The organism is Pantoea sp. PGP6 (assembly GCF_053474785.1).
This window is the reverse complement of the sequence record NZ_JBQBMA010000001.1, coordinates 3466275-3488462: the sequence shown is the minus strand read 5'-3', so window position 1 is coordinate 3488462 and position 22188 is coordinate 3466275. Positions and strand designations below refer to the sequence as shown.

Sequence of the window (22188 nt, the reverse complement as noted above, 5' to 3'; positions counted from 1 at the left end):
GCGCAGTGTCCACACAGATTGTCTGATAAAAAGTAATGAGCAAGACGGCTGCGAAGTCGTGACACCTTTGTGTCCCCTTCGTCTAGCGGTTAGGACTCCGCCCTTTCACGGCGGCAACAGGGGTTCGAATCCCCTAGGGGACGCCACTTGCTTGGTGACAGGTGAAAGGTGTCTCCACGAAGTATCTCAAAACCGATTCAGTTGCGTGAGCAGCCGAGCCGCGTTTGAGATATTTGCTCTTTAACAATCCGGAACAAGCTGAAAATTGAAACGACATGTCGTTTTCATTCTCCGTAATAAGAATGAAAGCCACGACATGTTCGAGTCTCTCAAATGCTTGCAACACGCAGCGCTGAAAAACGCCTGTGGGTTGTGAGGTTAAGCGACTAAGCGTACACGGTGGATGCCCTGGCAGTCAGAGGCGATGAAGGACGTGCTAATCTGCGTAAAGCGACGGTAAGGTGATATGAACCGCTACAGCCGTCGATGTCCGAATGGGGAAACCCGGTGCACTCAGTGCATCATTGCAGCATGAATACATAGTGCTGCAAGGCGAACCGGGGGAACTGAAACATCTAAGTACCCCGAGGAAAAGAAATCAACCGAGATTCCCCCAGTAGCGGCGAGCGAACGGGGAGCAGCCCAGAGCCTGAATCAGCTTGTGTGTTAGTGGAAGCGTCTGGAAAGTCGCAGGGTACAGGGTGATACTCCCGTACACAAAAACACACATTCTGTGAGCTCGATGAGTAAGGCGGGACACGTGGTATCCTGTCTGAATATGGGGGGACCATCCTCCAAGGCTAAATACTCCTGACTGACCGATAGTGAACCAGTACCGTGAGGGAAAGGCGAAAAGAACCCCGGCGAGGGGAGTGAAACAGAACCTGAAACCGTGTACGTACAAGCAGTGGGAGCCTTCTTTATGGGGGTGACTGCGTACCTTTTGTATAATGGGTCAGCGACTTATATTCTGTAGCAAGGTTAACCGTATAGGGGAGCCGCAGGGAAACCGAGTCTTAACTGGGCGTTAAGTTGCAGGGTATAGACCCGAAACCCGGTGATCTAGCCATGGGCAGGTTGAAGGTTGGGTAACACTAACTGGAGGACCGAACCGACTAATGTTGAAAAATTAGCGGATGACCTGTGGCTGGGGGTGAAAGGCCAATCAAACCGGGAGATAGCTGGTTCTCCCCGAAAGCTATTTAGGTAGCGCCTCGTGAACTCATCTTCGGGGGTAGAGCACTGTTTCGGCTAGGGGGCCATCCCGGCTTACCAACCCGATGCAAACTGCGAATACCGAAGAATGTTATCACGGGAGACACACGGCGGGTGCTAACGTCCGTCGTGAAGAGGGAAACAACCCAGACCGCCAGCTAAGGTCCCAAAGTCATGGTTAAGTGGGAAACGATGTGGGAAGGCACAGACAGCCAGGATGTTGGCTTAGAAGCAGCCATCATTTAAAGAAAGCGTAATAGCTCACTGGTCGAGTCGGCCTGCGCGGAAGATGTAACGGGGCTAAACCATGCACCGAAGCTGCGGCAGCGACACTATGTGTTGTTGGGTAGGGGAGCGTTCTGTAAGCCGTCGAAGGTGTGCTGTGAGGCATGCTGGAGGTATCAGAAGTGCGAATGCTGACATAAGTAACGATAAAGCGGGTGAAAAGCCCGCTCGCCGGAAGACCAAGGGTTCCTGTTCAACGTTAATCGGAGCAGGGTGAGTCGACCCCTAAGGCGAGGCCGAAAGGCGTAGTCGATGGGAAACAGGTTAATATTCCTGTACTTGGTGTTACTGCGAAGGGGGGACGGAGAAGGCTATATCAGCCGGGCGACGGTTGTCCCGGTTTAAGCGTGTAGGTGTGTGTTCCAGGCAAATCCGGTTCACTTTACACTGAGGCGTGACGACGAGGCACTACGGTGCTGAAGTGATAAATGCCCTGCTTCCAGGAAAAGCCTCTAAGCATCAGGTAACACAAAATCGTACCCCAAACCGACACAGGTGGTCAGGTAGAGAATACCAAGGCGCTTGAGAGAACTCGGGTGAAGGAACTAGGCAAAATGGTGCCGTAACTTCGGGAGAAGGCACGCTGGCGCGTAGGTGGAGGGACTTGCTCCCCGAGCCGAAGCCAGTCGAAGATACCAGCTGGCTGCAACTGTTTATTAAAAACACAGCACTGTGCAAACACGAAAGTGGACGTATACGGTGTGACGCCTGCCCGGTGCCGGAAGGTTAATTGATGGGGTTATCCGTAAGGAGAAGCTCTTGATCGAAGCCCCGGTAAACGGCGGCCGTAACTATAACGGTCCTAAGGTAGCGAAATTCCTTGTCGGGTAAGTTCCGACCTGCACGAATGGCGTAATGATGGCCAGGCTGTCTCCACCCGAGACTCAGTGAAATTGAACTCGCTGTGAAGATGCAGTGTACCCGCGGCAAGACGGAAAGACCCCGTGAACCTTTACTACAGCTTGACACTGAACATTGAGCCTTGATGTGTAGGATAGGTGGGAGGCTTTGAAGCGCGGACGCCAGTCCGCGTGGAGCCAACCTTGAAATACCACCCTTTAATGTTTGATGTTCTAACGTGGCCCCGTTATCCGGGGTGCGGACAGTGTCTGGTGGGTAGTTTGACTGGGGCGGTCTCCTCCTAAAGCGTAACGGAGGAGCACGAAGGTCAGCTAATCACGGTCGGACATCGTGAGGTTAGTGCAATGGCATAAGCTGGCTTGACTGCGAGAGTGACGGCTCGAGCAGGTGCGAAAGCAGGTCATAGTGATCCGGTGGTTCTGAATGGAAGGGCCATCGCTCAACGGATAAAAGGTACTCCGGGGATAACAGGCTGATACCGCCCAAGAGTTCATATCGACGGCGGTGTTTGGCACCTCGATGTCGGCTCATCACATCCTGGGGCTGAAGTAGGTCCCAAGGGTACGGCTGTTCGCCGTTTAAAGTGGTACGCGAGCTGGGTTTAGAACGTCGTGAGACAGTTCGGTCCCTATCTGCCGTGGGCGCTGGAGAATTGAGGGGGGTTGCTCCTAGTACGAGAGGACCGGAGTGAACGCACCACTGGTGTTCGGGTTGTCATGCCAATGGCATTGCCCGGTAGCTAAGTGCGGAAAAGATAAGTGCTGAAAGCATCTAAGCACGAAACTTGCCCCGAGATGAGTTCTCCCTGACCCTTTAAGGGTCCTGAAGGGACGTTGAAGACGACGACGTTGATAGGCCGGATGTGTAAGCGCAGCGATGCGTTGAGCTAACCGGTACTAATGACCCGTGAGGCTTAACCTTACAACGCCAGAGGCGTTTTTGAGAGACACAATTTTCAGCCTGTACCGGATAAAAATTAGCGGAAACGAAAGATTTTGCGGCGTGACAAGGCGCAGAGCGAGGACGTCAGCGGGAGCATACAGAAGTATGTGACCGGTGCGGCTGAGCGATGGCAACGCGGTCACGGCGGAAAAGGTTCGTTTCGTGCACCAAGAATTTGCCTGGCGGCTGTAGCGCGGTGGTCCCACCTGACCCCATGCCGAACTCAGAAGTGAAACGCCGTAGCGCCGATGGTAGTGTGGGGTCTCCCCATGCGAGAGTAGGGAACTGCCAGGCATCAAATTCGTTCCTTTTCCCCTGACAAGGAAAATAACAGGAACAGACGGGTATCAGCCGGTTGCTGATAGCTGTGAAAGAATCGGTGGAGCGGTAGTTCAGTTGGTTAGAATACCTGCCTGTCACGCAGGGGGTCGCGGGTTCGAGCCCCGTCCGTTCCGCCACTTAATGAGTAAGCCCTGACTTAACGGTCAGGGCTTTTTCTATTGCATCGAATAAAAGCCGGCGTGTTGCCACAGCAGCGCGGCGGTAAACCGCCAGCGCGCACAGAGCGGGATCTGTTAAGGTAACTCTGTCGTCGAACGATCCTCGATCTGCCAGGGTTGATCGGCAGTCCATTCACTGAGAAAATCGATAAAGGCACGTACCCGCTGGCTCAGGCCAATATCACTGTAATAGACTGCGTTAAAGGGCATCTCAACCGGCAAACGCTGTTCCGCCAGCACCTCTACCAGTTTCCCCTCGGCAATTTCACGATCGATCATATAGTCAGACAAGCAGGCAATACCGTTACCGGTCAGGCTCAGTTGTTTGATGGTTTCGCCGCTATTAGACGAAATTTCCCAGGTAATGTCATAAAGCTCACCATTCTCCTGGGCGACCGGCCAGCGGTTAAGACGTGACGGATCGACGAAGCCGAGACACTGATGCTGCGCCAGATCCGCCACCGTTTTCGGCGTCCCGTACTCTGCCAGATAGGCTGGCGACGCAACCAGCTTGCGGAAACTGTTAAACAATAGCCGTGCGCGCAACGTCGAGTCTGTCAGGTTGCCTGCACGTATCGCTACGTCGACTTTACGCTCAATAAGATTGATAAAACTCTCCGACGAGATCAAAGAGAGCGTGATTTCAGGATAACGATCCCGGAACGGTTTGATCATCGGCATCAGTAAATGCAGGATCACCGGCGTGGCGGCATCAACCCGTAGCAACCCCTTCGGGGCCTGCAGGCTTTCGATCAACTCGCTTTCAGCGGTCGTCATCTCCTGCAGGAAGCGTTGTACGTGGCGGAAATAGCGCTCGCCCTCCTGGGTTAGCGCCAGCTGACGGGTGGTGCGGGTCAGCAGCGCGACGCCCAGCTTGCCCTCCAGCTTTTTAATCGTCCGGCTGACGGCAGAGTTCGCCATCCGCATCTGTTCAGCAGCGCGACTGAAGCTTCCACTTTCTACTACACTGACAAACACTTTGAGCTCGTCGGAAGACGCCTTCATTACTCCTCTCCGTATTGTGACCTTACCCGGAATGCGGTACCCGGCTGATATACTGTGCCAGGGGCAATTTTTATCATCATTATAGGGGAGATCAGCCTCTGGCTGATCTATGCGATGCCTGTTTCAGCAGAGCAGATAAAGCAGCAGATTTAGCGCTGAAAAGTGGGCTGGATTCCGACATTGATCTGCATCCATTGAAACCCCGGACTAAAATCCCTATAACAGATCAGTGTTATCTGTTTTTGAACCATCAGTCAGGCGGGAAAGTGCGCAAAAAAACTTATGCAATGCGATATGTTGCGGGACAACCAGCGGAACAGATTTTTCCGCCGGGCGCGATGCTACATCTCGGTCAGGGACTGCCGCCCGGCGTGCCATTGCCCGCTCATCCTAACCTGAAAGTTCTGGTATGGAATATTTTTAAGCAGCAACGTGCCGACTGGATGTCAGTGCTGGAAGGTTTCGGTAAAGATGCGCACCTGGTGCTGTTGCAGGAGGCGCAGACCACACCGGAGCTGGTTGAGTTTGCCACCAGTAATTATCTGGCCGCCGATCAGGTGCCTGCCTTTGTGCTGCCTCAGCATCCCTCAGGCGTGATGACGCTGGCTTCGGCTCACCCAGTCTACTGTTGTCCGTTGCGCGAGCGTGAGCCGCTTCTCAGGCTGGCAAAATCGGCTCTGGTTACCGCCTACCCGTTACCGACCGGCGAGATGCTGATGGTAGTCAACATCCATGCGGTGAACTTCAGTTTAGGCATAGACGTTTACAGCAAGCAGCTGGGACCGATTGGCGAACAGATCATGCACCATCGCGGACCAGTGATCATGGCGGGGGATTTTAATGCCTGGAGCCGCCAGCGTATTAATGCGCTCTATCGCTTTGCACAGCGGATGAAACTGGAGGAGGTGATGTTTACCGCCGATCATCGCCGCAAAGCGTTTGGCCGCCCGCTGGACTTCGTCTTTTATCGCGATCTGGCTGTCAGTGAAGCCTCGGTACTGGTCACACGCGCGTCTGACCATAATCCGTTACTGGTAGAGTTTAATCCAGGAGGTTAATGGGTATGGGTGGACGTTAAACCGGCGGGCGGTAAAAGGGCAGGGCGAAGGCGGGAGAGATCAAAGAAAAAGGCTGACAATTGTCAGCCTTTTCAACGTATCAGGTATCAGGATTCGCGTTATTATTCACGAACAGCGTTAAATTATCGCCGGGCTGAATATCTTTCGCATTGTCCAGTACACTGTTCCAGCGCATCACGTCTTTAATATTGACGCCGTGATGCCGTGCAATACTGGCAAGAGAATCACCCTTACGAACACGATAGGTGATGCTGTTGCCGTTATCAGCCAGTCGGGTGCCGTTCGAACCGATAGTCAATGTCTGACCCGGTCTGATATCCGCACCACGCAGGTTGTTTTCCTGCTTCAGTGTACTCACGCTAACGCCAAGTTTAGAGGCAATCCCTGACAGGGTATCACCCCGTCGCACTTTGTAACCGCCACTGGCGCTGGCTTTCGCGAGCTGGGTCGGTTGCACCGCTGCGATATCACCGGAAGCCAGTGAGTTACGCAACTTAGCGACGTTGGACTTCGGCACCATAATGTAGTGCGGTCCGTTTGGCGCTGTTGCACCGCCTTTGTAGCCGGTATTGAAGCTCTTCAACTTAGTGAGCGACATACCCGCCATTTCTGCGGCCTGCGTCAGTTTTATCTGCTGACCCACTTCCACTCGTGCCAGAGCACGGCTTTCGTTAGGCGTCGGCAGTTTGATACCGTAACGCTTGTTATTTTTGAGCAGTTCACTCAGGGCTAACATTTTCGGCACATACACCGTGGTTTCGCGTGGCAGCGATAAGTGCCAGAAGTCAGTCGGCTTACCGCGCGCCTTATTCTGCTTAATCGCTTTGAGCACCCGTCCTTCACCACTGTTATAGGCGGCAATGGTCAGTAACCAGTCACCGTCGAACATGGTGTTGAGACGCTGCATCATATCCAGCGCAACTTTGGTGGATGCAACGACATCACGTCGCCCATCGTAATATTGGTTCTGTTTCAAACCATAGTTACGACCCGTTGCCGCAACAATCTGCCAGATACCAGCGGCATTGGCAGATGAGGTTGCGCGGGGGTCAAAAGCGCTCTCCACTATGGGTAGCAGTACCAGTTCCATCGGCATTTTACGTTTCTGTATCTGCTCGACTATCCAGTACATGTACGGCTCTGCCCGTAATGTTACATCGTGGAGATAGCTCTTATTTTTTAAAAATTTACTTTTTTGTTCGCGGATTCGCGGGTTTTCCGGAATCCCCATCTTCAACTCGTCACTAATGAAACTCCAGAGATCTGCGTCTGCTGCGAGGCCAGTTCCATCTTCCTGCCAACGCGGCGACAAAAACTCGTCTCCGTACTTTCCATTTTCACCTTGACCAGCTGAAGACAGACTCTGGGCATGCTGTTCGGGGATATTGGCGTCATTCCTTGATGCCTGACATCCCACCAGCAAGACCGAGGCGAGTAATATCGCTTTAGCCTTCATGTGTGTGTCAATAGTTCGCTTAAAAGACGAGCAACTATACGTGACGCGTTTTCACAACACAACCCGAAAAATCAAAAAGCGTCTTTCTTCTCGCGTAGAACGGCAAATGTTTGCCATACCGGTCCTGTAGCTGAATTAACACTTAAAGCCCTTTGCAAATCAGCATCTTGGGTACGGAGAAATAAATTTATTGTCCGTTCGTGCGCCAGTTTTGTTGGCAAACTAATGCCATTTTCGGCACGTAAGTCCTTAATTTTCTGATATTCGGCCGTTATTTGCGGGTCATGAGGCAGAATAGCCGCAGCAAACTTCAAATTGGATAAAGTATACTCATGCGCGCAACAGACCAGTGTTTCGCCGGGTAGCTGATTAAGCTTTTGAAAGGAATCATACATTTGTTCCGCAGTCCCCTCAAAAAGGCGTCCGCAACCGCCTGAAAAAAGTGTATCGCCACAAAAAAGATAAGGCGAACTGTAATATGAGATATGTCCTAAAGTGTGTCCGGGTGTCGCGATCACCTCGAAGGTCAAACCCATCACCTCGACCCGATCACCTTCATGTACCAGGGTCTTCGCCCCTTTACTGGCGGTTTCCTGTGGACCGAAAACCTCAAGCTGCGGGAACTGCTCGCACAGTGCTTTTACCCCACCGGTGTGATCGTTATGGTGATGGGTTAGCAGGATAGCGACCGGTTGCCAGCCGTTGGCTGCCACTTTTTCTAATACCGGTTGCGCTTCACCCGGATCGACAATCAGGCATTTCCCTTCATCATCTGTCAGTGTCCAGATGTAGTTATCCTGCAACGCAGGAATACTGGTAAGATTCATCATCACCTCTCGCAGGCCGTAGGAAAAGGAAGATGGTAAAGCATGAAGCCCGCTAAAACACGCCAGATTCTGAATGCGCCGCTCTCATGGCGCGATATGCCATGGGGAGACTATTTTCGTGACGCGCTGACGCAGCAGCTGCAGCCTTACCTTGGAAAGCTTTATGGCTTTCATATGCTTAAGCTTGGCAACCTGAGCGCAGAAATCAACACTGAAAACTGTGCTATTTCACATCAGGTCAATGTCGGCAGTGAAGGCGAGCTGTTACAGGTACTGGCAAATCCGATGCAGCTGCCGTTTGAATCGAAATCGATTGATGCCTGTTTACTGGCGCATACCCTGGCGTGGAGCCAGGACCCGCATCGGGTATTACGCGAAGTCGATCGGGTCTTAATTGACGATGGCTGGATGATCATCAGTGGCTTTAATCCTTTCAGCCTGCTCGGCGTCAGTAAAATCGTGCCGGGTTTACCGCGTAAGGCACCGTGGAGCGGCAGGATGTTCAGCCAGATGCGATTACTCGACTGGCTGGGGCTGCTCAATTATGAAGTGGTCTTTCGTACCCGCTTTCAGGTGCTGCCGTGGCATCGGCAGGGTGGAAAAGTGATCAGCGCCCACCTGCCAGCGCTGGGCTGTCTGAATATTGTGGTGGCGCGCAAGCGGACCTTCCCGCTGATTCCGACCCGGGCGAAGAAAAGCCTGAGCACCAGTAAGATTCGTCAGACGGTCAACGCCACGCGCCAGTTCCGGCAGAAAGAGGATCAGGGTTCAGTTTTATAACCGATGTCATCAAAGGCAGGATTCTCAGCAGCGCTGCGCGCCAGTTCATCACAGCGCTCATTTTCCGGATGTCCGGCGTGGCCTTTTACCCATTCCCACTGAATCTGGTGGGTGCTGAGCGCAAGATCGAGACGCTGCCAGAGATCGACATTCTTCACCGGTTTTTTATCGGCCGTTTTCCAGCCGCGTTTCTTCCAGTTGTGGATCCAGCTGGTAATCCCCTGACGGACATACTGACTGTCGGTGCTGAGCACCACATCGCACGGCTGTTTCAGCGCTTCAAGCGAGACAATCGCCGCCATCAGCTCCATCCGGTTATTGGTGGTGAGGTGATAGCCGGCGCTGAAGGTTTTCTCATGCAGGCCGTAACGTAAAATGGCACCGTAACCGCCGGGGCCGGGATTTCCAAGACAGGATCCATCGGTGAATATTTCTACCTGTTTGCGCATCTCTGGTAGACTTCCTCTCAAAAACGCTAAGTCTGACATAAAACGGGTCTTATGAGCACTGCAAATAACCGCCAGATCGTACTCGATACTGAAACCACCGGCATGAACATGATCGGGGTACATTATGAGGGTCACCGCATCATTGAGATTGGTGCGGTCGAAGTGATTAACCGTCGCCTGACCGGTAACAATTTTCATATGTATCTGAAGCCCGATCGGCTGGTGGATCCGGAAGCGTTTGGCGTGCACGGCATTGCAGACGAGTTCCTCGCTGACAAGCCCACATTCAGTGAGATTGCCGATGAGTTTCTCGACTATATTCGCGGCGCTGAGCTGGTAATCCATAACGCGCCGTTTGATATCGGCTTTATGGACTACGAATTTGCCAAACTGCAGCGCGGTATCGAAAAAACGGAAACCTTCTGCAAGATTACCGACAGTCTGGCACTGGCGCGCCGGATGTTCCCCGGCAAGCGCAACAGCCTTGATGCGCTCTGCTCACGCTATGAGATCGACAACAGCAAACGAACCCTGCACGGCGCACTGCTCGATGCCGAGATCCTCGCTGACGTATTTCTGACCATGACCGGCGGTCAGACCTCACTCTCATTTTTATCGGAGAGTGAAAGCGCCCGTCAGGCGCAGGGGGAGAGCATTCAGCGCATTGTGCGTCCGGCATCCGCTTTACGGGTGGTGACCGCCAGCGATGAGGAGATCGTCGCGCATGAATCGCGTCTCGATCTGGTGATGAAGAAGGGCGGCAGCTGCCTGTGGCGCGGCTGAAGTCAGTGATTTTGCGGGAAAAATCAACGCGAAGGTGAAAAAACCAGCAAACGGTTTTTTCCTCCGGAAAAAGCGTTGACGTGGTGGGAGCCTGCCATTAATATTCGCCTCGTTCTCGACGGGGAACAAAGCGCGGAGCGGTAGTTCAGTTGGTTAGAATACCTGCCTGTCACGCAGGGGGTCGCGGGTTCGAGCCCCGTCCGTTCCGCCAATCTCTTTAAAGAAGCCGATTCAGTAATGAATCGGCTTTTTGCTGTCTGCGTGTTACCCACTGCTGGTGTGTTTAATCCTTTTGCACCGCGACGTTACTGCGCCAGCTGCTCACCTCTTCGGTTTCACGATCCTCGCGGGCGATAAAGCGATAACAGCCTGCCGCCAGACCTGCACCGATAAACCAGCTAAAGTTCGCTACCTCATGCAGTGACGGAATAAAGCTGATGACCAGACAGATTGCGACCGAAGGCAGCAGTGCGCCAATCGCTTTCGGATTAAAGCCGCCGCGATACCAGTAACGGCCCGCCGGGGTGTCATTAAACAGATCGTTCACATCAATACGGCCACGCTTAATCAGATAAAAATCCGTCAGCAGAATGCCGAACAGCGGTCCGATAAAGGAACCCAGCACGTCGAGGGTATAGTGAATCAGCTCCGGTGACTGGAACAGGTTCCACGGCGTTAACAGCACCGAACCCACGGCGGCAATCATTCCGCCCGTCCGGAAGCTGATTTTCTGCGGCGAGCAGTTAGAGAAGTCGAACGCCGGTGAGACAAAGTTGGCCACGATGTTGATGCCGATGGTGGCGATAATCATGGTCAGCAGGCCAATTGCTACCGCGAGGTCATTACCGACCCGGCTCACGGTTTCGATTGGGTCGGTGATCATTTTACCGAACAGCGACTGGGTGCCAGAGACAATCACCACCGTCACAATCGAAAACAGCAGAAAGTTGAACGGCAGGCCCCAGCGGTTACCGCGACGGATCTCCGCCATGCTTTTGCCGTAACGTGAGAAATCACCAAAGTTCAGCAGCGGGCCGGAGAAGTAGGAAACCACTAACGCGGTGGCGGTAATCATCTGCCACGTCTGCTCACCGGCTGACAGCGACTTGCTGGCGAGAGTGAAAGAGATACCATCAAAACCGGTCTTGTATACAATCCAGCCGGCCAGCGCCACCATCACCACATAGACTGCCGGACCGGCGACATCAATAAAGCGCTTGATGGCGCTCATGCCGTGCCAGAACACCATCGCCTGCAGCAGCCACATGGTACCAAAGCAGCACCAGCCCAGCAGCGACAGACCCAGCCAGCTGGTTTCGGTCATCGACGACAGTGACGGCGCAAACTTCAGCAGGACCAGCATCAGCGCGTTGGCGGCCAGATAGGTCTGAATGCCGTACCACGCAAAGGCGATCAGTCCGCGAATCACCGCCGGTATGTTAGCGCCAAACACCCCAAATGCCTGACGGCAGATCACCGCGTAAGGCACGCCCGCCATCTGGCTCGGTTTCGCCACCAGGTTGGCGCAGATCTGCACGATACAGATGCCCACCAGCAGACACAGCAGCACCTGCCAGCTGGCTAACCCCAGCGTAAAGAAGCTGGCGGCCACCACATACCCGCCCATGCTGTGCACATCCGACATCCAGAATGAAAAAATGTTGTACCACGACCAGTTCTGGTCGCGGGTCGGCGCCAGGTCGTCGTTACACAGCCGTGGGCTGTAGCTGGCGTTGGCTTCAGAGGCCTTGCTGGCCACCGTTGAATGATTTGGCATGAAACCTGCTCCTCTACCCGAGAGTGGAATGAATAATTGCGTGAAAGCGTATTGCAGGATTCAGGCCAGATTTGTTTTCTTGTATACAAAAGTTATTGTTAATGTATACGATATGCTGCGCACAGTCACCTACCGGAGCGGGTAATGAAGAGTGAAACAGGCCAGCGAAAGGCCGCCGAACTGCATGATAAAGATGAGGCTATCTACCAGGCGTTGATGAACGCGATTGTTGAACATCAGCTGCCACCCGGCAGTAAATTACCGGAAGAGGCCCTCTCTGCGGTGTTTGGTGTCAGTCGCACCGGGATCCGTAAAGTGCTGCAACGCCTCGCGGCAGTGCAAATGGTGACTCTGACGCCCAAACGCGGTGCACAGGTTGCCACCCCGGGCGTTGACGAAGCGCGCGATATCTTTCGTACCCGCAGTTTAATGGAGTGCGCCAACCTGCCCGCGGTGCTGGCGCATCTGCAGGCACCGCATCTGGCGGCGCTGGCGCAGTTAATCGCGCAGGAGAATCAGGCTCATGCCGACCAGGATGGCCCGGCCGCGATTCGGCTGTCGGCCGCGTTTCATATTCAGCTGCAGGCTATCTCCGGCAATCAGGTGCTGACCGAGATGGTAACCCGACTGACGCAGCGCTCATCGCTGGTGATTGCCGCCTATGGCGCGCCCTGGCAGCACGGCTGTCGCTGTGACGATCACACTACGCTGCTCAGCCTGCTGCGCGATCGCGCCCTGGCACCGCTGACGCAGGCGCTGCAGCAGCACTTCGAACACATTGTCTCCAGCCTGCACTTTGAACGCAGCGGTGAAACCCTGCCCGATTTCGCCCGGCTGTTTGGCACGGATAAAGGAAATGCATCATGAGCCTGATTCAGGTCATCAACCCGAATACCAGCCTGGCAATGACCGAAACCATCGGCCAGGCAGCCCGCGCCGTGGCGGCTCCGGATACCGAAATTCTGGCCGTCTGCCCGACGCACGGCGTGCCGTCGATTGAGGGTCATTTCGACGAAGCGATAGCCGCTATCGGTGTGCTGGAGCAGATCAAGCTGGGTAAAGCGCAGGGCGTCAGCGGCCATGTGATTGCCTGATTTGGCGATCCGGGTCTGCTGGCGGCGCGGGAGCTGGCCAGCGGTCCGGTGGTGGGAATCGCGGAAGCGGCGATGCACACCGCGACGCTGCTGGCGACGCGTTTCTCGATTGTTACCACGCTGCCGCGCACGTTGGTGATTGCACGCCATCTGCTGCAGCAGTATGGCTTCAGCCATCACTGCGCAGCGCTGCACGCCATCGATCTGCCGGTACTGGCACTGGAAGATGGCAGCGGACTGGCGCAGGAGAAAGTGCGCCAGCGCTGCATCCAGGCGAAGCGTGAAGATGGCAGCGGGGCGATTGTGCTGGGCTGCGGTGGTATGGCGACACTGGCCGCTTCCCTGACGCAGGAACTCGGCCTGCCGGTGATTGATGGCGTCGGTGCAGCGGTCAAAATGGTCGAGTCGCTGGTGGCGCTTGGCTTTGGCACCAGCAAATATGGCGATCTGGCCTGGCCTTTGCAGAAACCTCTCTCAGGTGCGTTTCAGCATCTAAACTAACGGAACTCTCCCGATTGATGACAGGAAGCGAGTAATGACTGACGCTGCAGAGAAGAAAGAGTACAGCTTTAACAAAAACTATCCGCGCGATTTAATCGGTTATGGCGCCAATCCGCCGCACGCCGCCTGGCCCAACAACGCCCGCGTGGCGGTGCAGTTTGTCCTGAATTACGAAGAAGGAGCGGAAAATAGCGTGCTGCACGGCGACGCCGGCTCGGAGCAGTTTCTCTCCGACATCATTGGCGCGGCCAGTTATCCGGATCGCCATATGTCGATGGAGTCGCTGTATGAGTACGGCTCACGCGCCGGCTTCTGGCGCATCCATAATGAATTCCAGAAACGCGGTCTGCCGCTCACCGTGTTTGGCGTAGCCATGGCGCTGGCACGTCATCCGGAGATTGTTGAGGCGATTAAACAGGCGGACTACGATGTGGTGAGCCACGGCTGGCGCTGGATCCACTATCAGGGAATGGACGCCAAAACCGAACGCCAGCATATGCAGCAGGCGGTGGATGTGCTGATCGACCTGTTTGGTAAAGCGCCCACCGGCTGGTACACCGGCCGTGACAGCCCGAACACCCGCCGTCTGGTGGTGGAGCAGGGCGGTTTCAGCTACGACAGCGATTATTATGGCGACGATCTGCCGTTCTGGACCCAGGTCACCTGTCAGGATGGCACGGTCAAACCGCACCTGATCATTCCTTACACCCTGGAGTGCAACGACATGCGTTTTGCCTCGCCACAGGGCTTCAATACTGCCGAACAGTTCTTCACCTATCTGCGCGATACCTTTGATGTGCTGTATGAAGAAGGCGAAACGGCGCCGAAGATGATGTCGGTCGGCATGCATTGCCGCCTGCTGGGGCGTCCCGGAAAATTCCGTGCGTTGCAGAACTTCCTCGATCATATCCAGCAGCATGATGACGTCTGGATTTGCAGCCGTCAGCAGATTGCCGAGCACTGGATCAAAACGCATCCGGCACCGGACGCACCCTGAGGTCAGCGCAAGGCGTTTCATTCAGCCACCGGGCCGGACGAAACGCCTGCTGTTCAGGCGCTTAACTCATCAGGCTCACCTGGGCCGCAACGATGCACCAGCCGTGCGGCAACCGCACCCAGGTTTGCTGTTGCCGGCCGATTTTATCGCTGCCGGCGCGGGTGAATTCGGTGCTGCACACCGCAAGGTCTTCGCCAAAAGTGGTGATCACGGTGTTGCGCAGCGTTCGCTCCAGCCCGGCAGAAGGGCGGGCAGCACGGAATGCGCGTATCTCATCAATGCCGTATAAATTCTCACCGGCACCCAGCCGAACGGTGCGGGCATCATGCCAGAACAGCGCATCCAGCTCGGCAATATCGTTGCTGACCAGCGCCTGCTCGTAGCGGTAAAACTGTGCCGTCACTTCACTGACTATCTGCGGTAAATTGATCTGTTGAATGTCCATCAGGCTCCTGCCATGTTGATTTGTGCCAGTGTGATACCTTGTTGTTCCAGTGCCCACGCAGCACGCAACACGGCCGCTTCATTAAAGGGACGGGCGATTAACTGCAGGCCAATCGGCAAACCACTGCGGGTCGCCAGCGGCACGGTGCAGACCGGCAATCCCAGGAAAGAGATCGGCTGCGTCAGCATACCCATGCTGGCTTTGGCGGGCAGTTCCTCTCCATTAATCGTGATAGTTTGCTGACCAATGGTAATCGCGCTGCACGGCGTCGCCGGTGCAATCAGCAGGTCAAACTGGCTGAACAGCGGCAGCACCTGCTGCTGGAAATGGCGACGGAAACGCTGCGCCTGCAGATACCAGGCGGCGGGCATCATCGCACCCGCCAGTAAACGCTCTCGGGAGTTGGGTTCAAACTGCTCTGGCACCTGACGTAACGCAGGCAGATAATGGTTACCCCCTTCCGCCGCCGTCATGATAAAGGCAGCAGAGCGCGCCAGTTCGGCTTCCGGCATCACCACCTGCTGCTGCGCGTCGAGCGCGGCGGCGACAACCGCAACCGCAGCCCGTGCCTCTTCGTCACACCAGTCATTAAAAAAACCGCCCAGCACGCCGCAGCGTAACCCTTCCACACCGCGGGACAGGGTCGGCAGCGTCGCAGCCGCGGGTCGGCTGGCCTGAAACGCATCGCTGCTGTCTGCGCCCTGTAGCTGATCATAGACCAGCGCCAGATCGTCGACCCGGCGGGCGAAGGGGCCAATGTGGTCGAGGCTGGCGACAAACGGATGGCTGCCGCTACGCGACAGGCGGCCAAAGGTCGGCTTCAGGCCAAACGTACCGCACAGCGAGGCGGGGACCCGAATCGAGCCGTTGGTGTCCGTGCCAAGTGAAAAATGAACCAGACCGGCCGCCACCGCCGCGGCTGAGCCGCCCGAGGAGCCACCCGCCACGCGGCTCAGGTCGCGCGGATTATGGGTCGCGCCGTAGTGGCTGTTTTCGGTGGTAAAGCCGTAGGCGTAGGCATCCATATTCAGCATGCCCGACAGCATCGCGCCCGCCTGCCGCAGCCGGTCAATGGCAAACGCATCCGCACGCGCGGCGGGCCGTTGACTGAACAGGCTGGCTCCGGCCAGCGTACTGTAGCCGGCAACGTCAAACAGGTTTTTTACCGCGTAGGGGATACCCGCCAGCGGCGGCAGATCTTCACCGCGCTGGCGCTTGGTATCGATACTCTCTGCCTCTTTCAGCATCCGCTGCCCGGTGACCTCAGTCCATGCATTGAGCTGCGGATTGTGCTGCTCAATCGCCTGCAGTGTGTTTTCAGCCACCTCTCTGGCGCTGATCTCGCCGTTGTGGATCGCCAGACGCAGCGTCTGAATCGAAACGTCGCTCAGTTTCATGCCTGATACACTCCCGCGACTTCCAGTCGATCGTCCAGCGGAAAGGCCATCAGCGGCGCGGCCATCTGCGCGATACGCGTCAGTTGGATTAACAGCTCTGCGCGCCGGGCTTCGTCCAGCTCCAGTTGTAGCATCTGCTCCATGTGAGCAAGATAGGGGGTCCAGTCAGCTTGATTCATGGTTGGCTCCTGTTAAAAACCGGCGGCGCTGCCGTTGCTGCGCGGATCGCTGGCACCTTCAAACATGCCATTGCTGTGGCGCACGATAGCGCCCGCATGGCCGACAAATTCACTGAAGGCCGGCAGCAGCTCGACCTGATGTCCCCACTGCCGCAGCAGCTCCACCGTTTCCGGTGCGAGACGGCTCTCCAGTTTGAGTGAGTCGGAAGACTGACCCCAGGTGCGGCCCAGCAGCCAGCGCGGTGCGCTGACCGCCTGTTGCAGCGGCAGGCCCTGAATCACATGCCGGGTGAAAATCGCCGCCTGGGTTTGCGGCTGGCCATCGCCGCCCATCGATCCATAGACCAGGGTACGGCCATCTTTCAGGCGCGCGGCAGCGGGATTAAGGGTATGAAACGGCTGCTTGCCGGGGGCCAGCGCCAGCAGGTGATCGGGATCGAGACTGAATGCCGCGCCGCGATTCTGCCAGGTAATGCCGGTGCCCGGCAGCACCACGCCGCTGCCAAATTCGTGATAAATACTCTGGATAAACGATACGGCCAGGCCGCTGCTGTCCATCACGCCCATCCAGACGGTGTCGCCCGGACCCCGCCCGTTACCCCAGGGCGCCGCCTGGCGATCGTCGATCTGACTGGCGAGCGTGGCGAGATGATCGCTGTCGAGCAGCGCCTGTAAATCTTCGGTAACGTGGCGCGGATCGGTAATGTGTTTATCACGCAGCGCGAAGGCTTTTTTGGTGGCTTCCACGATGCGGTGTACGGTCTGCGCTTCACTGGCGTCAGCCATATCCAGCGCATCGGTAATGCCAAGGATCGCCAGCGACACCATGCCCTGAGTCGGCGGCGTCATATTCCAGATATCGCCTTCGCTGTGTGAAAGATGCAGCGGAGTACAGCGGCGGGCGCGCTGCTGTTGCAGATCCTCCAGGGTGATCGGCATGCCCAGCGCTGACATCTCACTGGCCAGATGGCGCGCCAGCGGGCCGCGATAAAAACTGTCGAGCCCCTGCTCCGTCAGCTGACACAGCGTTTGCGCCAGCGCCGGCTGGGTAAAGCGGCTGCCCGGCTGCGGCACATCGCCATCAGGCATAAAGGTGGCGGCAAAGCCGGGCTGATGCTGTAACTCGTTGCGGAAGGTCGCCGTGGCGGCCGCCTGTGAAGCGGTCACCGGAATGCCATCGGCCGCATAGCGAATGGCATCGCGCAGCAGACGTGCCAGCGGCAGTGGGGCAGCTCCCAGCTCCGCGCCCAGCTGCAACGCTTCATGCCAGCCGCTGACCGTGCCGGCGACGGTTAATGCCGCTTTCGGGCCGCGGTGTGGAATCTGTTGATGATCGCCGTAAAAATCGAAGTGAGCCAGCGATCCGGCTGCACCGCTGGCATCAATCGCGACAGGATCGCCGCCTGGCGGCATAATCAGCCAGAAGCCATCGCCACCGAGGCCATTCATGTGTGGATAGACCACGGCGATAGTTGATGCCGCCGCCACCATCGCTTCAATGGCGTTGCCGCCGTCACGCAGCACCGCCAGCGCACTTTCGCTGGCCAGATGGTGTGGCGTCACCGCCATCCCCTGTGGGGCCATATTGCTTTGAATCATGCTTTTCTCGTTCTGTTATCGGGTGACAGAACGGTATACAAAGCAAGAGCTGTTCCAGTTTTCATTCCGGCCGCGGTTGCAGCCGCGTTAACCTGGCGCAAATTATGCTAGCTTCAGCTGAAACAAAAGTTACAGGACCTGTTATGCAACAGCTTGATGAACGACTCAGAAGCCACTATTCCCAGCTCTCACCGCAAGAGCAACGGATTGCCGACTTTGTTTTTGACCATTTTGACGATCTGATCAGCTACAACAGCGCCGAGCTGGCGCGGCTTAGCGGCGTTTCGAAAGCCACTGTCAGCCGGTTGTTTAAACGTCTGGGCTATGAGAAGTACAAAGAGATGCGTGATGAGTTGCGCACCCTGCGTCAGAGCGGCATGCCGCTAACTGATAACCGCGATGCGGTGCAGGGCAACACCTTACTGTCACGGCACTATAAGCAGGAAATGGCTAACCTGACGCAGTGGGTGAATAGTCTGGATGCACAGCATTTCGGTGAGGTGATCCAGCAACTGGCGCAGGCAAAACGTGTCTTTATTATCGGCATGCGTAACGCCTATCCGGTGGCGCTGCACCTGCGTCAGCAGCTGATGCAGGCGCGGCCGCAGGTGCATATTCTGCCGCAGCCGGGCCAGACGCTGGCCGAAGAGCTGGTGGATATCACGCCGGATGACATGGTAGTAGTGATGGCGTTCCGCCGTCGCACCCGGATGATTCGCCCGCTGATGCAACAGCTACAAACCGCCGGCATCCCGCTGCTGGCGCTGTGTGAGCCGCAAGCGCAAACGGTGATTGCGCTGGCACGCTGGCAGCTCTGCGCGCCGCTCGACAGCGTCTCGGCTTTTGACAGCTACGCTTCGGCAATGAGCCTGATCAACCTGATCGCCAACGCGCTGCTGCATGAAATGCTGGCGCAGGGCCGTCAGCGTATTCATCAGATCGCCGATCTTTACCAGCAGTTTGACGAGCTGGAGCACCGCTAACAGGCACCTTTTTGGTGCCTTGCCCCATTTTAGTACAGCCTTTTCCGACAGCATTTCGCGGCTTATCAGGCCGCTTCTCTCCCAACCTCATTGCCATCTAACCCTTTTTCTCCCGCTGCGCTGATTGGCACATTAGTTGCAGAATGCATGCTTAAGAATCTTTTGTTTCACACAATCTCACCGGGGTGCATAATGAAAAAAGTTTTGATGGCGGTTGCGGCAGCGGCATTACTGATGGCACAGGCGGGCAGCGCGCTGGCCGATCAGCTGCAGGATATCCAGCAGCGTGGCGTGATCCGGGTGGCGGTGCCGCAGGATTTCCCGCCGTTTGGTTCAGTCGGCACCGATCTGCAACCCCAGGGTTACGACATCGACATGGCGAAGTACCTGGCGAAGCAGATGAAACTTAAGTTACAGCTGGTGCCGGTCAGCAGCGCCAACCGGGTGCCTTATCTGCAAACTGACAAAGTCGATCTGGTGATCTCCAGCATGGGCAAAAACGCGGAGCGTGAAAAAGTGATCGATTTCACCCGCGCCTATGCGCCGTTCTTCCTCGGTGTCTTTGGGCCGAAAGGCGAAGAGATCAAATCGGCGGCGGCACTGAGCGGCAAGTCGATTGGCGTAACCCGTGGCGCAGTGGAGGACATGGTGCTGAGTGAGGTCGCGCCGAAGGACGCTCAGGTGAAACGTTACGAAGATAACAACACCACGCTGTCAGCTTACCTTTCCGGTCAGGTGCAGTATGTCGCGACCGGCAACCTGGTGGTGGCAGCAATCGCCCGTCAGAACCCGGCCAAAGCACCGGTTGCCCAGTTTATGCTGAAAGATTCGCCCTGCTTCATTGGCCTGAAGAAAGACCAGCCGGCACTGAAAGAGAAGATCAATGGGCTGATTGAGCAGGGCATCAAAGATGGCACCCTGAACAACCTGTCAGAACAGTGGCTGAAAGCCCCGCTGCCCGCCAGCCTCGGCGCCTGAGGAACGGATAATGATCGGGCAACTTAACTTTCCCGCCCTGTGGCCCTACTGGCCGGAGCTGCTCTCCGGCCTGTGGGTCACCATCCAGTTAACGCTGCTGGCCACCGTCGGCGGCGTCAGCCTCGGCATCGTCGGCGCCGCGCTGCGCAGCGGTAAACCGGGCTGGATGAGCCGTCTGTGGGGCGTCTACGTCGAGCTGATCCGCAATACGCCGTTCGTGGTGCAACTGTTCTTTATCGTGTTTGGCCTGCCTAATCTGGGGCTAAAGCTCACCGCCGGTGAAGCAGCGCTGCTGGCGATGCTGATCAACCTTGGTGCCTACAGCACTGAGATCATCCGCGCCGGTATTCAGGTGACGCCAAAAGGACAGTGGGAAGCGGGCCGGGTGCTGGGCCTGACCCGTAGCCAGACGTTTCTGCGGGTGGTGCTGCCGCCCGCGCTGCAGCGCATTTATCCGGCGCTGGTGAGTCAGTGCATTATCGTGATGCTCGGCTCGTCGGTGGTGTCGCAGGTCTCCTACGAGGAGCTGACTTTCGCCGCTAACCTGATTCAGTCGCGCACCTTTTTAAGCTTTGAGGTCTATCTGGTGACCACGTTGATCTACCTGGCGTTGTCGATTGCGATGCGTCAGTTGCTGCTGGCGATTGGCCGTAAATGGTTTGGAGTGCAGGCATGATGACAACCTTCACTGACTGGGACATCGTGCGCAACCTGCTGCTGGCGGCGCGCTGGACCCTGCTGCTCTCTCTGGTGGCGTTTGTCGGCGGCACGCTGGTGACGCTGCCGTTGCTGTTTATGCGGCTATTGCAACGTAAATGGCTGACGCGCTGGGTACGCGGCTATACCGCGCTGTTCCAGGGTACGCCGCTGCTGATGCAGCTGTTTCTGGCCTTCTTTGGCGTCGGGCTGTTCGGGATTGACGTCGCGCCCTGGACGGCGGCCTCGCTGGCGCTGACCTTTTACACCAGTGCCTTTCTGGTCGATATCTGGTACGGCAGTATTCGCGCGTTGCCGAAAGGCCAATGGGAAGCGTCACGCTGTCTCGGCCTGAGTTTCGGCCAGACCCTGGCGCGGGTGGTTGCGCCGCAGGCGATCCGCATCGCCATCGCCCCGACGGTCGGCTTTGCGGTACAGGTGATCAAAGGCACTGCGCTGGCGTCGATTATCGGTTTTATTGAGCTGACCAAAGCCGGCACCATTCTGAACAACGTGACCTATCAGCCGTTCAAAGTCTTTGGGCTGGTGGCGCTCGGTTATTTCCTGATGTGTTATCCGCTGTCTCGCTACAGCCAGTATCTGGAGAAAAAATTCAATGCCGCTCATCACCATTAATCAGGTGCAAAAATATTACGGCGACAACCATGTGTTGAAAGGCGTGGATCTGGATATCGACATGGGCGAGGTGATCTCGATTATTGGTCGCAGTGGCTCGGGTAAAAGCACGCTGTTGCGCTGCATCAACGGGCTGGAAGGCTATCAGGAAGGCAGCATCAAGCTTGGCGGCATGACTATCACCGACCGCGATTCGCAGGCCCGCGAGATCAGCCGTTCAATCGGCATGGTGTTTCAGAGCTTCAACCTGTTCCCGCACATGACCGCGCTGGAAAATGTCATGCTGGCACCACGTCGGGTATTGAAAAAGGGTGAGGCGGAGTGCCGGGCGCTGGCGACGCAGATGCTGGAGAAGGTCGGGCTGGGTGAACGCCTCAATTACTATCCAGCCAGCCTCTCCGGCGGTCAGCAGCAGCGGGTGGCAATCGCCCGTGCGCTGGCGATGACGCCGAAAGTTTTACTCTGTGACGAAATCACCTCGGCGCTCGATCCTGAGCTGGTCGGCGAAGTGCTCAAAGTACTGGAGCAGCTGGCGGCAGAAGGAATGACGCTGATCCTCGTCACCCATGAAATGAACTTCGCCCGCGACGTGGGCGATCGCGTGGTCTTTATGCATCAGGGGCGCGTCTGGGAGCAGGGCGACAGCAAAACGTTATTTGCGCAGCCGCAATCGCCTGAACTGAAACAGTTTATCTCCTCGGTCCGCCTGTAAGTCTTCAACAAG

Annotated in this window: 19 protein-coding genes, 3 tRNA genes, 2 rRNA genes and 2 pseudogenes; 16 read left to right on the top strand and 10 right to left on the bottom strand. The window is 56.3% G+C overall.

Annotated elements, in window-relative coordinates; translation table 11 throughout:
• The first annotated feature begins 71 nt into the window (after positions 1-71).
• From ACLIBF_RS17080 to ACLIBF_RS17065, 4 genes are all read left to right on the top strand, one after another.
• A tRNA-Glu gene (locus ACLIBF_RS17080) sits at positions 72-146 on the top strand.
• A gap of 230 nt (positions 147-376) precedes the next feature.
• A 23S ribosomal RNA gene (locus ACLIBF_RS17075) occupies positions 377-3282 on the top strand.
• A gap of 199 nt (positions 3283-3481) precedes the next feature.
• Positions 3482-3597 (top strand): 5S ribosomal RNA (gene rrf / locus ACLIBF_RS17070).
• Between the two features lie 87 nt (positions 3598-3684).
• Positions 3685-3761 (top strand) — tRNA-Asp (locus tag ACLIBF_RS17065).
• A gap of 117 nt (positions 3762-3878) precedes the next feature.
• Here ACLIBF_RS17065 and yafC read toward each other — a convergent pair.
• On the bottom strand, positions 3879-4808 hold the full coding sequence (yafC, locus tag ACLIBF_RS17060; RefSeq protein WP_069727887.1) for a DNA-binding transcriptional regulator YafC: 930 nt from the start codon (positions 4806-4808) through the stop codon (positions 3879-3881).
• Positions 4809-5074: 266 nt separating this feature from the next.
• Here yafC and ACLIBF_RS17055 point away from each other — a divergent pair, with 266 nt between their 5' ends.
• Positions 5075-5866, top strand: a complete 792-nt coding sequence (locus tag ACLIBF_RS17055; protein WP_031377451.1) for an endonuclease/exonuclease/phosphatase family protein — start codon at positions 5075-5077, stop codon at positions 5864-5866.
• A 100-nt stretch (positions 5867-5966) separates the two neighbouring features.
• Here ACLIBF_RS17055 and mltD read toward each other — a convergent pair whose 3' ends face one another.
• Together mltD and gloB are read right to left on the bottom strand one after the other, a co-directional pair.
• Positions 5967-7343, bottom strand: coding sequence for a murein transglycosylase D (gene mltD, locus ACLIBF_RS17050; RefSeq protein ID WP_159223847.1), 1377 nt, complete (start codon positions 7341-7343; stop codon positions 5967-5969).
• Between the two features lie 71 nt (positions 7344-7414).
• Entirely contained in the window at positions 7415-8170 is a 756-nt protein-coding gene (gene gloB, locus ACLIBF_RS17045; RefSeq protein ID WP_069728178.1) for a hydroxyacylglutathione hydrolase, read from the bottom strand.
• Positions 8171-8212: 42 nt separating this feature from the next.
• Here gloB and ACLIBF_RS17040 point away from each other — a divergent pair, with 42 nt between their 5' ends.
• Positions 8213-8950: a class I SAM-dependent methyltransferase gene (locus tag ACLIBF_RS17040; protein WP_279809593.1), complete on the top strand. Its 738-nt coding sequence runs from the start codon at positions 8213-8215 to the stop codon at positions 8948-8950.
• Here ACLIBF_RS17040 and rnhA read toward each other — a convergent pair.
• A complete protein-coding gene (gene rnhA / locus ACLIBF_RS17035; protein WP_279809592.1) occupies positions 8932-9399 on the bottom strand; it encodes a ribonuclease HI in 468 nt (155 codons plus the stop codon). The two genes, ACLIBF_RS17040 and rnhA, sit on opposite strands and share 19 nt — an antisense overlap.
• Positions 9400-9448: 49 nt before the next feature.
• Positions 9449-9511 (bottom strand): annotated as a pseudogene (locus ACLIBF_RS17030) (hypothetical protein); the annotation flags it as partial.
• Between ACLIBF_RS17030 and dnaQ the strand changes: the two are divergent.
• Both dnaQ and ACLIBF_RS17020 read left to right on the top strand, forming a co-directional pair.
• The gene (dnaQ, locus tag ACLIBF_RS17025) at positions 9502-10182 is read left to right on the top strand and encodes a DNA polymerase III subunit epsilon (protein WP_353848065.1); all 681 of its coding nucleotides are present in this window, start codon (positions 9502-9504) and stop codon (positions 10180-10182) included. The pseudogene ACLIBF_RS17030 and the gene dnaQ overlap by 10 nt on opposite strands.
• A 134-nt stretch (positions 10183-10316) precedes the next feature.
• Positions 10317-10393 (top strand) — tRNA-Asp (locus ACLIBF_RS17020).
• 72 nt (positions 10394-10465) lie between these two features.
• On the opposite strand, the gene ACLIBF_RS17015 is transcribed toward ACLIBF_RS17020, so the two are convergent.
• A complete protein-coding gene (locus tag ACLIBF_RS17015; protein ID WP_069727890.1) occupies positions 10466-11959 on the bottom strand; it encodes an NCS1 family nucleobase:cation symporter-1 in 1494 nt (497 codons plus the stop codon).
• A 144-nt stretch (positions 11960-12103) separates the two neighbouring features.
• Between ACLIBF_RS17015 and ACLIBF_RS17010 the strand changes: the two genes are divergently transcribed.
• The 3 genes and pseudogenes from ACLIBF_RS17010 (at position 12104) to puuE (ending at position 14551) form a co-directional block, all read left to right on the top strand.
• The gene (locus tag ACLIBF_RS17010) at positions 12104-12826 is read left to right on the top strand and encodes a GntR family transcriptional regulator (protein WP_031377458.1); all 723 of its coding nucleotides are present in this window, start codon (positions 12104-12106) and stop codon (positions 12824-12826) included.
• A pseudogene (gene hpxA, locus ACLIBF_RS17005) lies at positions 12823-13554 on the top strand (allantoin racemase). The gene ACLIBF_RS17010 and the pseudogene hpxA overlap by 4 nt, the downstream one beginning before the upstream one ends.
• Before the next feature lie 34 nt (positions 13555-13588).
• On the top strand, positions 13589-14551 hold the full coding sequence (gene puuE, locus ACLIBF_RS17000) for an allantoinase PuuE (protein ID WP_089562375.1): 963 nt from the start codon (positions 13589-13591) through the stop codon (positions 14549-14551).
• Positions 14552-14612: 61 nt separating this feature from the next.
• Here the strand turns inward: puuE and hpxZ are convergent, their stop codons facing one another.
• From hpxZ to ACLIBF_RS16980, 4 genes are read right to left on the bottom strand one after another with little or no spacing between them, the layout of a single operon-like run.
• Positions 14613-14996 carry an oxalurate catabolism protein HpxZ gene (hpxZ, locus tag ACLIBF_RS16995; RefSeq protein ID WP_031377461.1) on the bottom strand — a complete coding sequence of 128 codons (384 nt, stop codon included), beginning with the start codon at positions 14994-14996 and terminating at the stop codon, positions 14613-14615.
• The gene (locus ACLIBF_RS16990) at positions 14996-16393 is read right to left on the bottom strand and encodes an AtzE family amidohydrolase (protein WP_046288503.1); all 1398 of its coding nucleotides are present in this window, start codon (positions 16391-16393) and stop codon (positions 14996-14998) included. Before ACLIBF_RS16990 ends, hpxZ begins: the two co-directional genes overlap by 1 nt.
• Positions 16390-16572 (bottom strand): oxalurate catabolism protein HpxX, encoded by a 183-nt coding sequence (gene hpxX / locus ACLIBF_RS16985; RefSeq protein WP_031374962.1) that lies wholly within the window; start codon positions 16570-16572, stop codon positions 16390-16392. The genes ACLIBF_RS16990 and hpxX overlap by 4 nt, the downstream gene beginning before the upstream one ends.
• A gap of 12 nt (positions 16573-16584) precedes the next feature.
• Positions 16585-18171, bottom strand: coding sequence for a gamma-glutamyltransferase family protein (locus ACLIBF_RS16980; protein ID WP_089562373.1), 1587 nt, complete (start codon positions 18169-18171; stop codon positions 16585-16587).
• 143 nt (positions 18172-18314) lie between these two features.
• Between ACLIBF_RS16980 and hpxU the strand changes: the two genes are divergently transcribed.
• The 5 genes from hpxU (at position 18315) to ACLIBF_RS16955 (ending at position 22176) form a co-directional block, all read left to right on the top strand.
• The gene (gene hpxU / locus ACLIBF_RS16975; RefSeq protein ID WP_031374964.1) at positions 18315-19154 is read left to right on the top strand and encodes a MurR/RpiR family transcriptional regulator HpxU; all 840 of its coding nucleotides are present in this window, start codon (positions 18315-18317) and stop codon (positions 19152-19154) included.
• Between the two features lie 192 nt (positions 19155-19346).
• Positions 19347-20132 (top strand): transporter substrate-binding domain-containing protein, encoded by a 786-nt coding sequence (locus tag ACLIBF_RS16970; RefSeq protein ID WP_031374965.1) that lies wholly within the window; start codon positions 19347-19349, stop codon positions 20130-20132.
• Positions 20133-20142: 10 nt separating this feature from the next.
• Positions 20143-20808, top strand: a complete 666-nt coding sequence (locus ACLIBF_RS16965) for an amino acid ABC transporter permease (RefSeq protein WP_031374966.1) — start codon at positions 20143-20145, stop codon at positions 20806-20808.
• Entirely contained in the window at positions 20808-21464 is a 657-nt protein-coding gene (locus tag ACLIBF_RS16960) for an amino acid ABC transporter permease (RefSeq protein WP_031374967.1), read from the top strand. Before ACLIBF_RS16965 ends, ACLIBF_RS16960 begins: the two co-directional genes overlap by 1 nt.
• Positions 21445-22176: an amino acid ABC transporter ATP-binding protein gene (locus tag ACLIBF_RS16955; RefSeq protein WP_031374968.1), complete on the top strand. Its 732-nt coding sequence runs from the start codon at positions 21445-21447 to the stop codon at positions 22174-22176. Before ACLIBF_RS16960 ends, ACLIBF_RS16955 begins: the two co-directional genes overlap by 20 nt.
• Positions 22177-22188 lie beyond the last annotated feature (12 nt).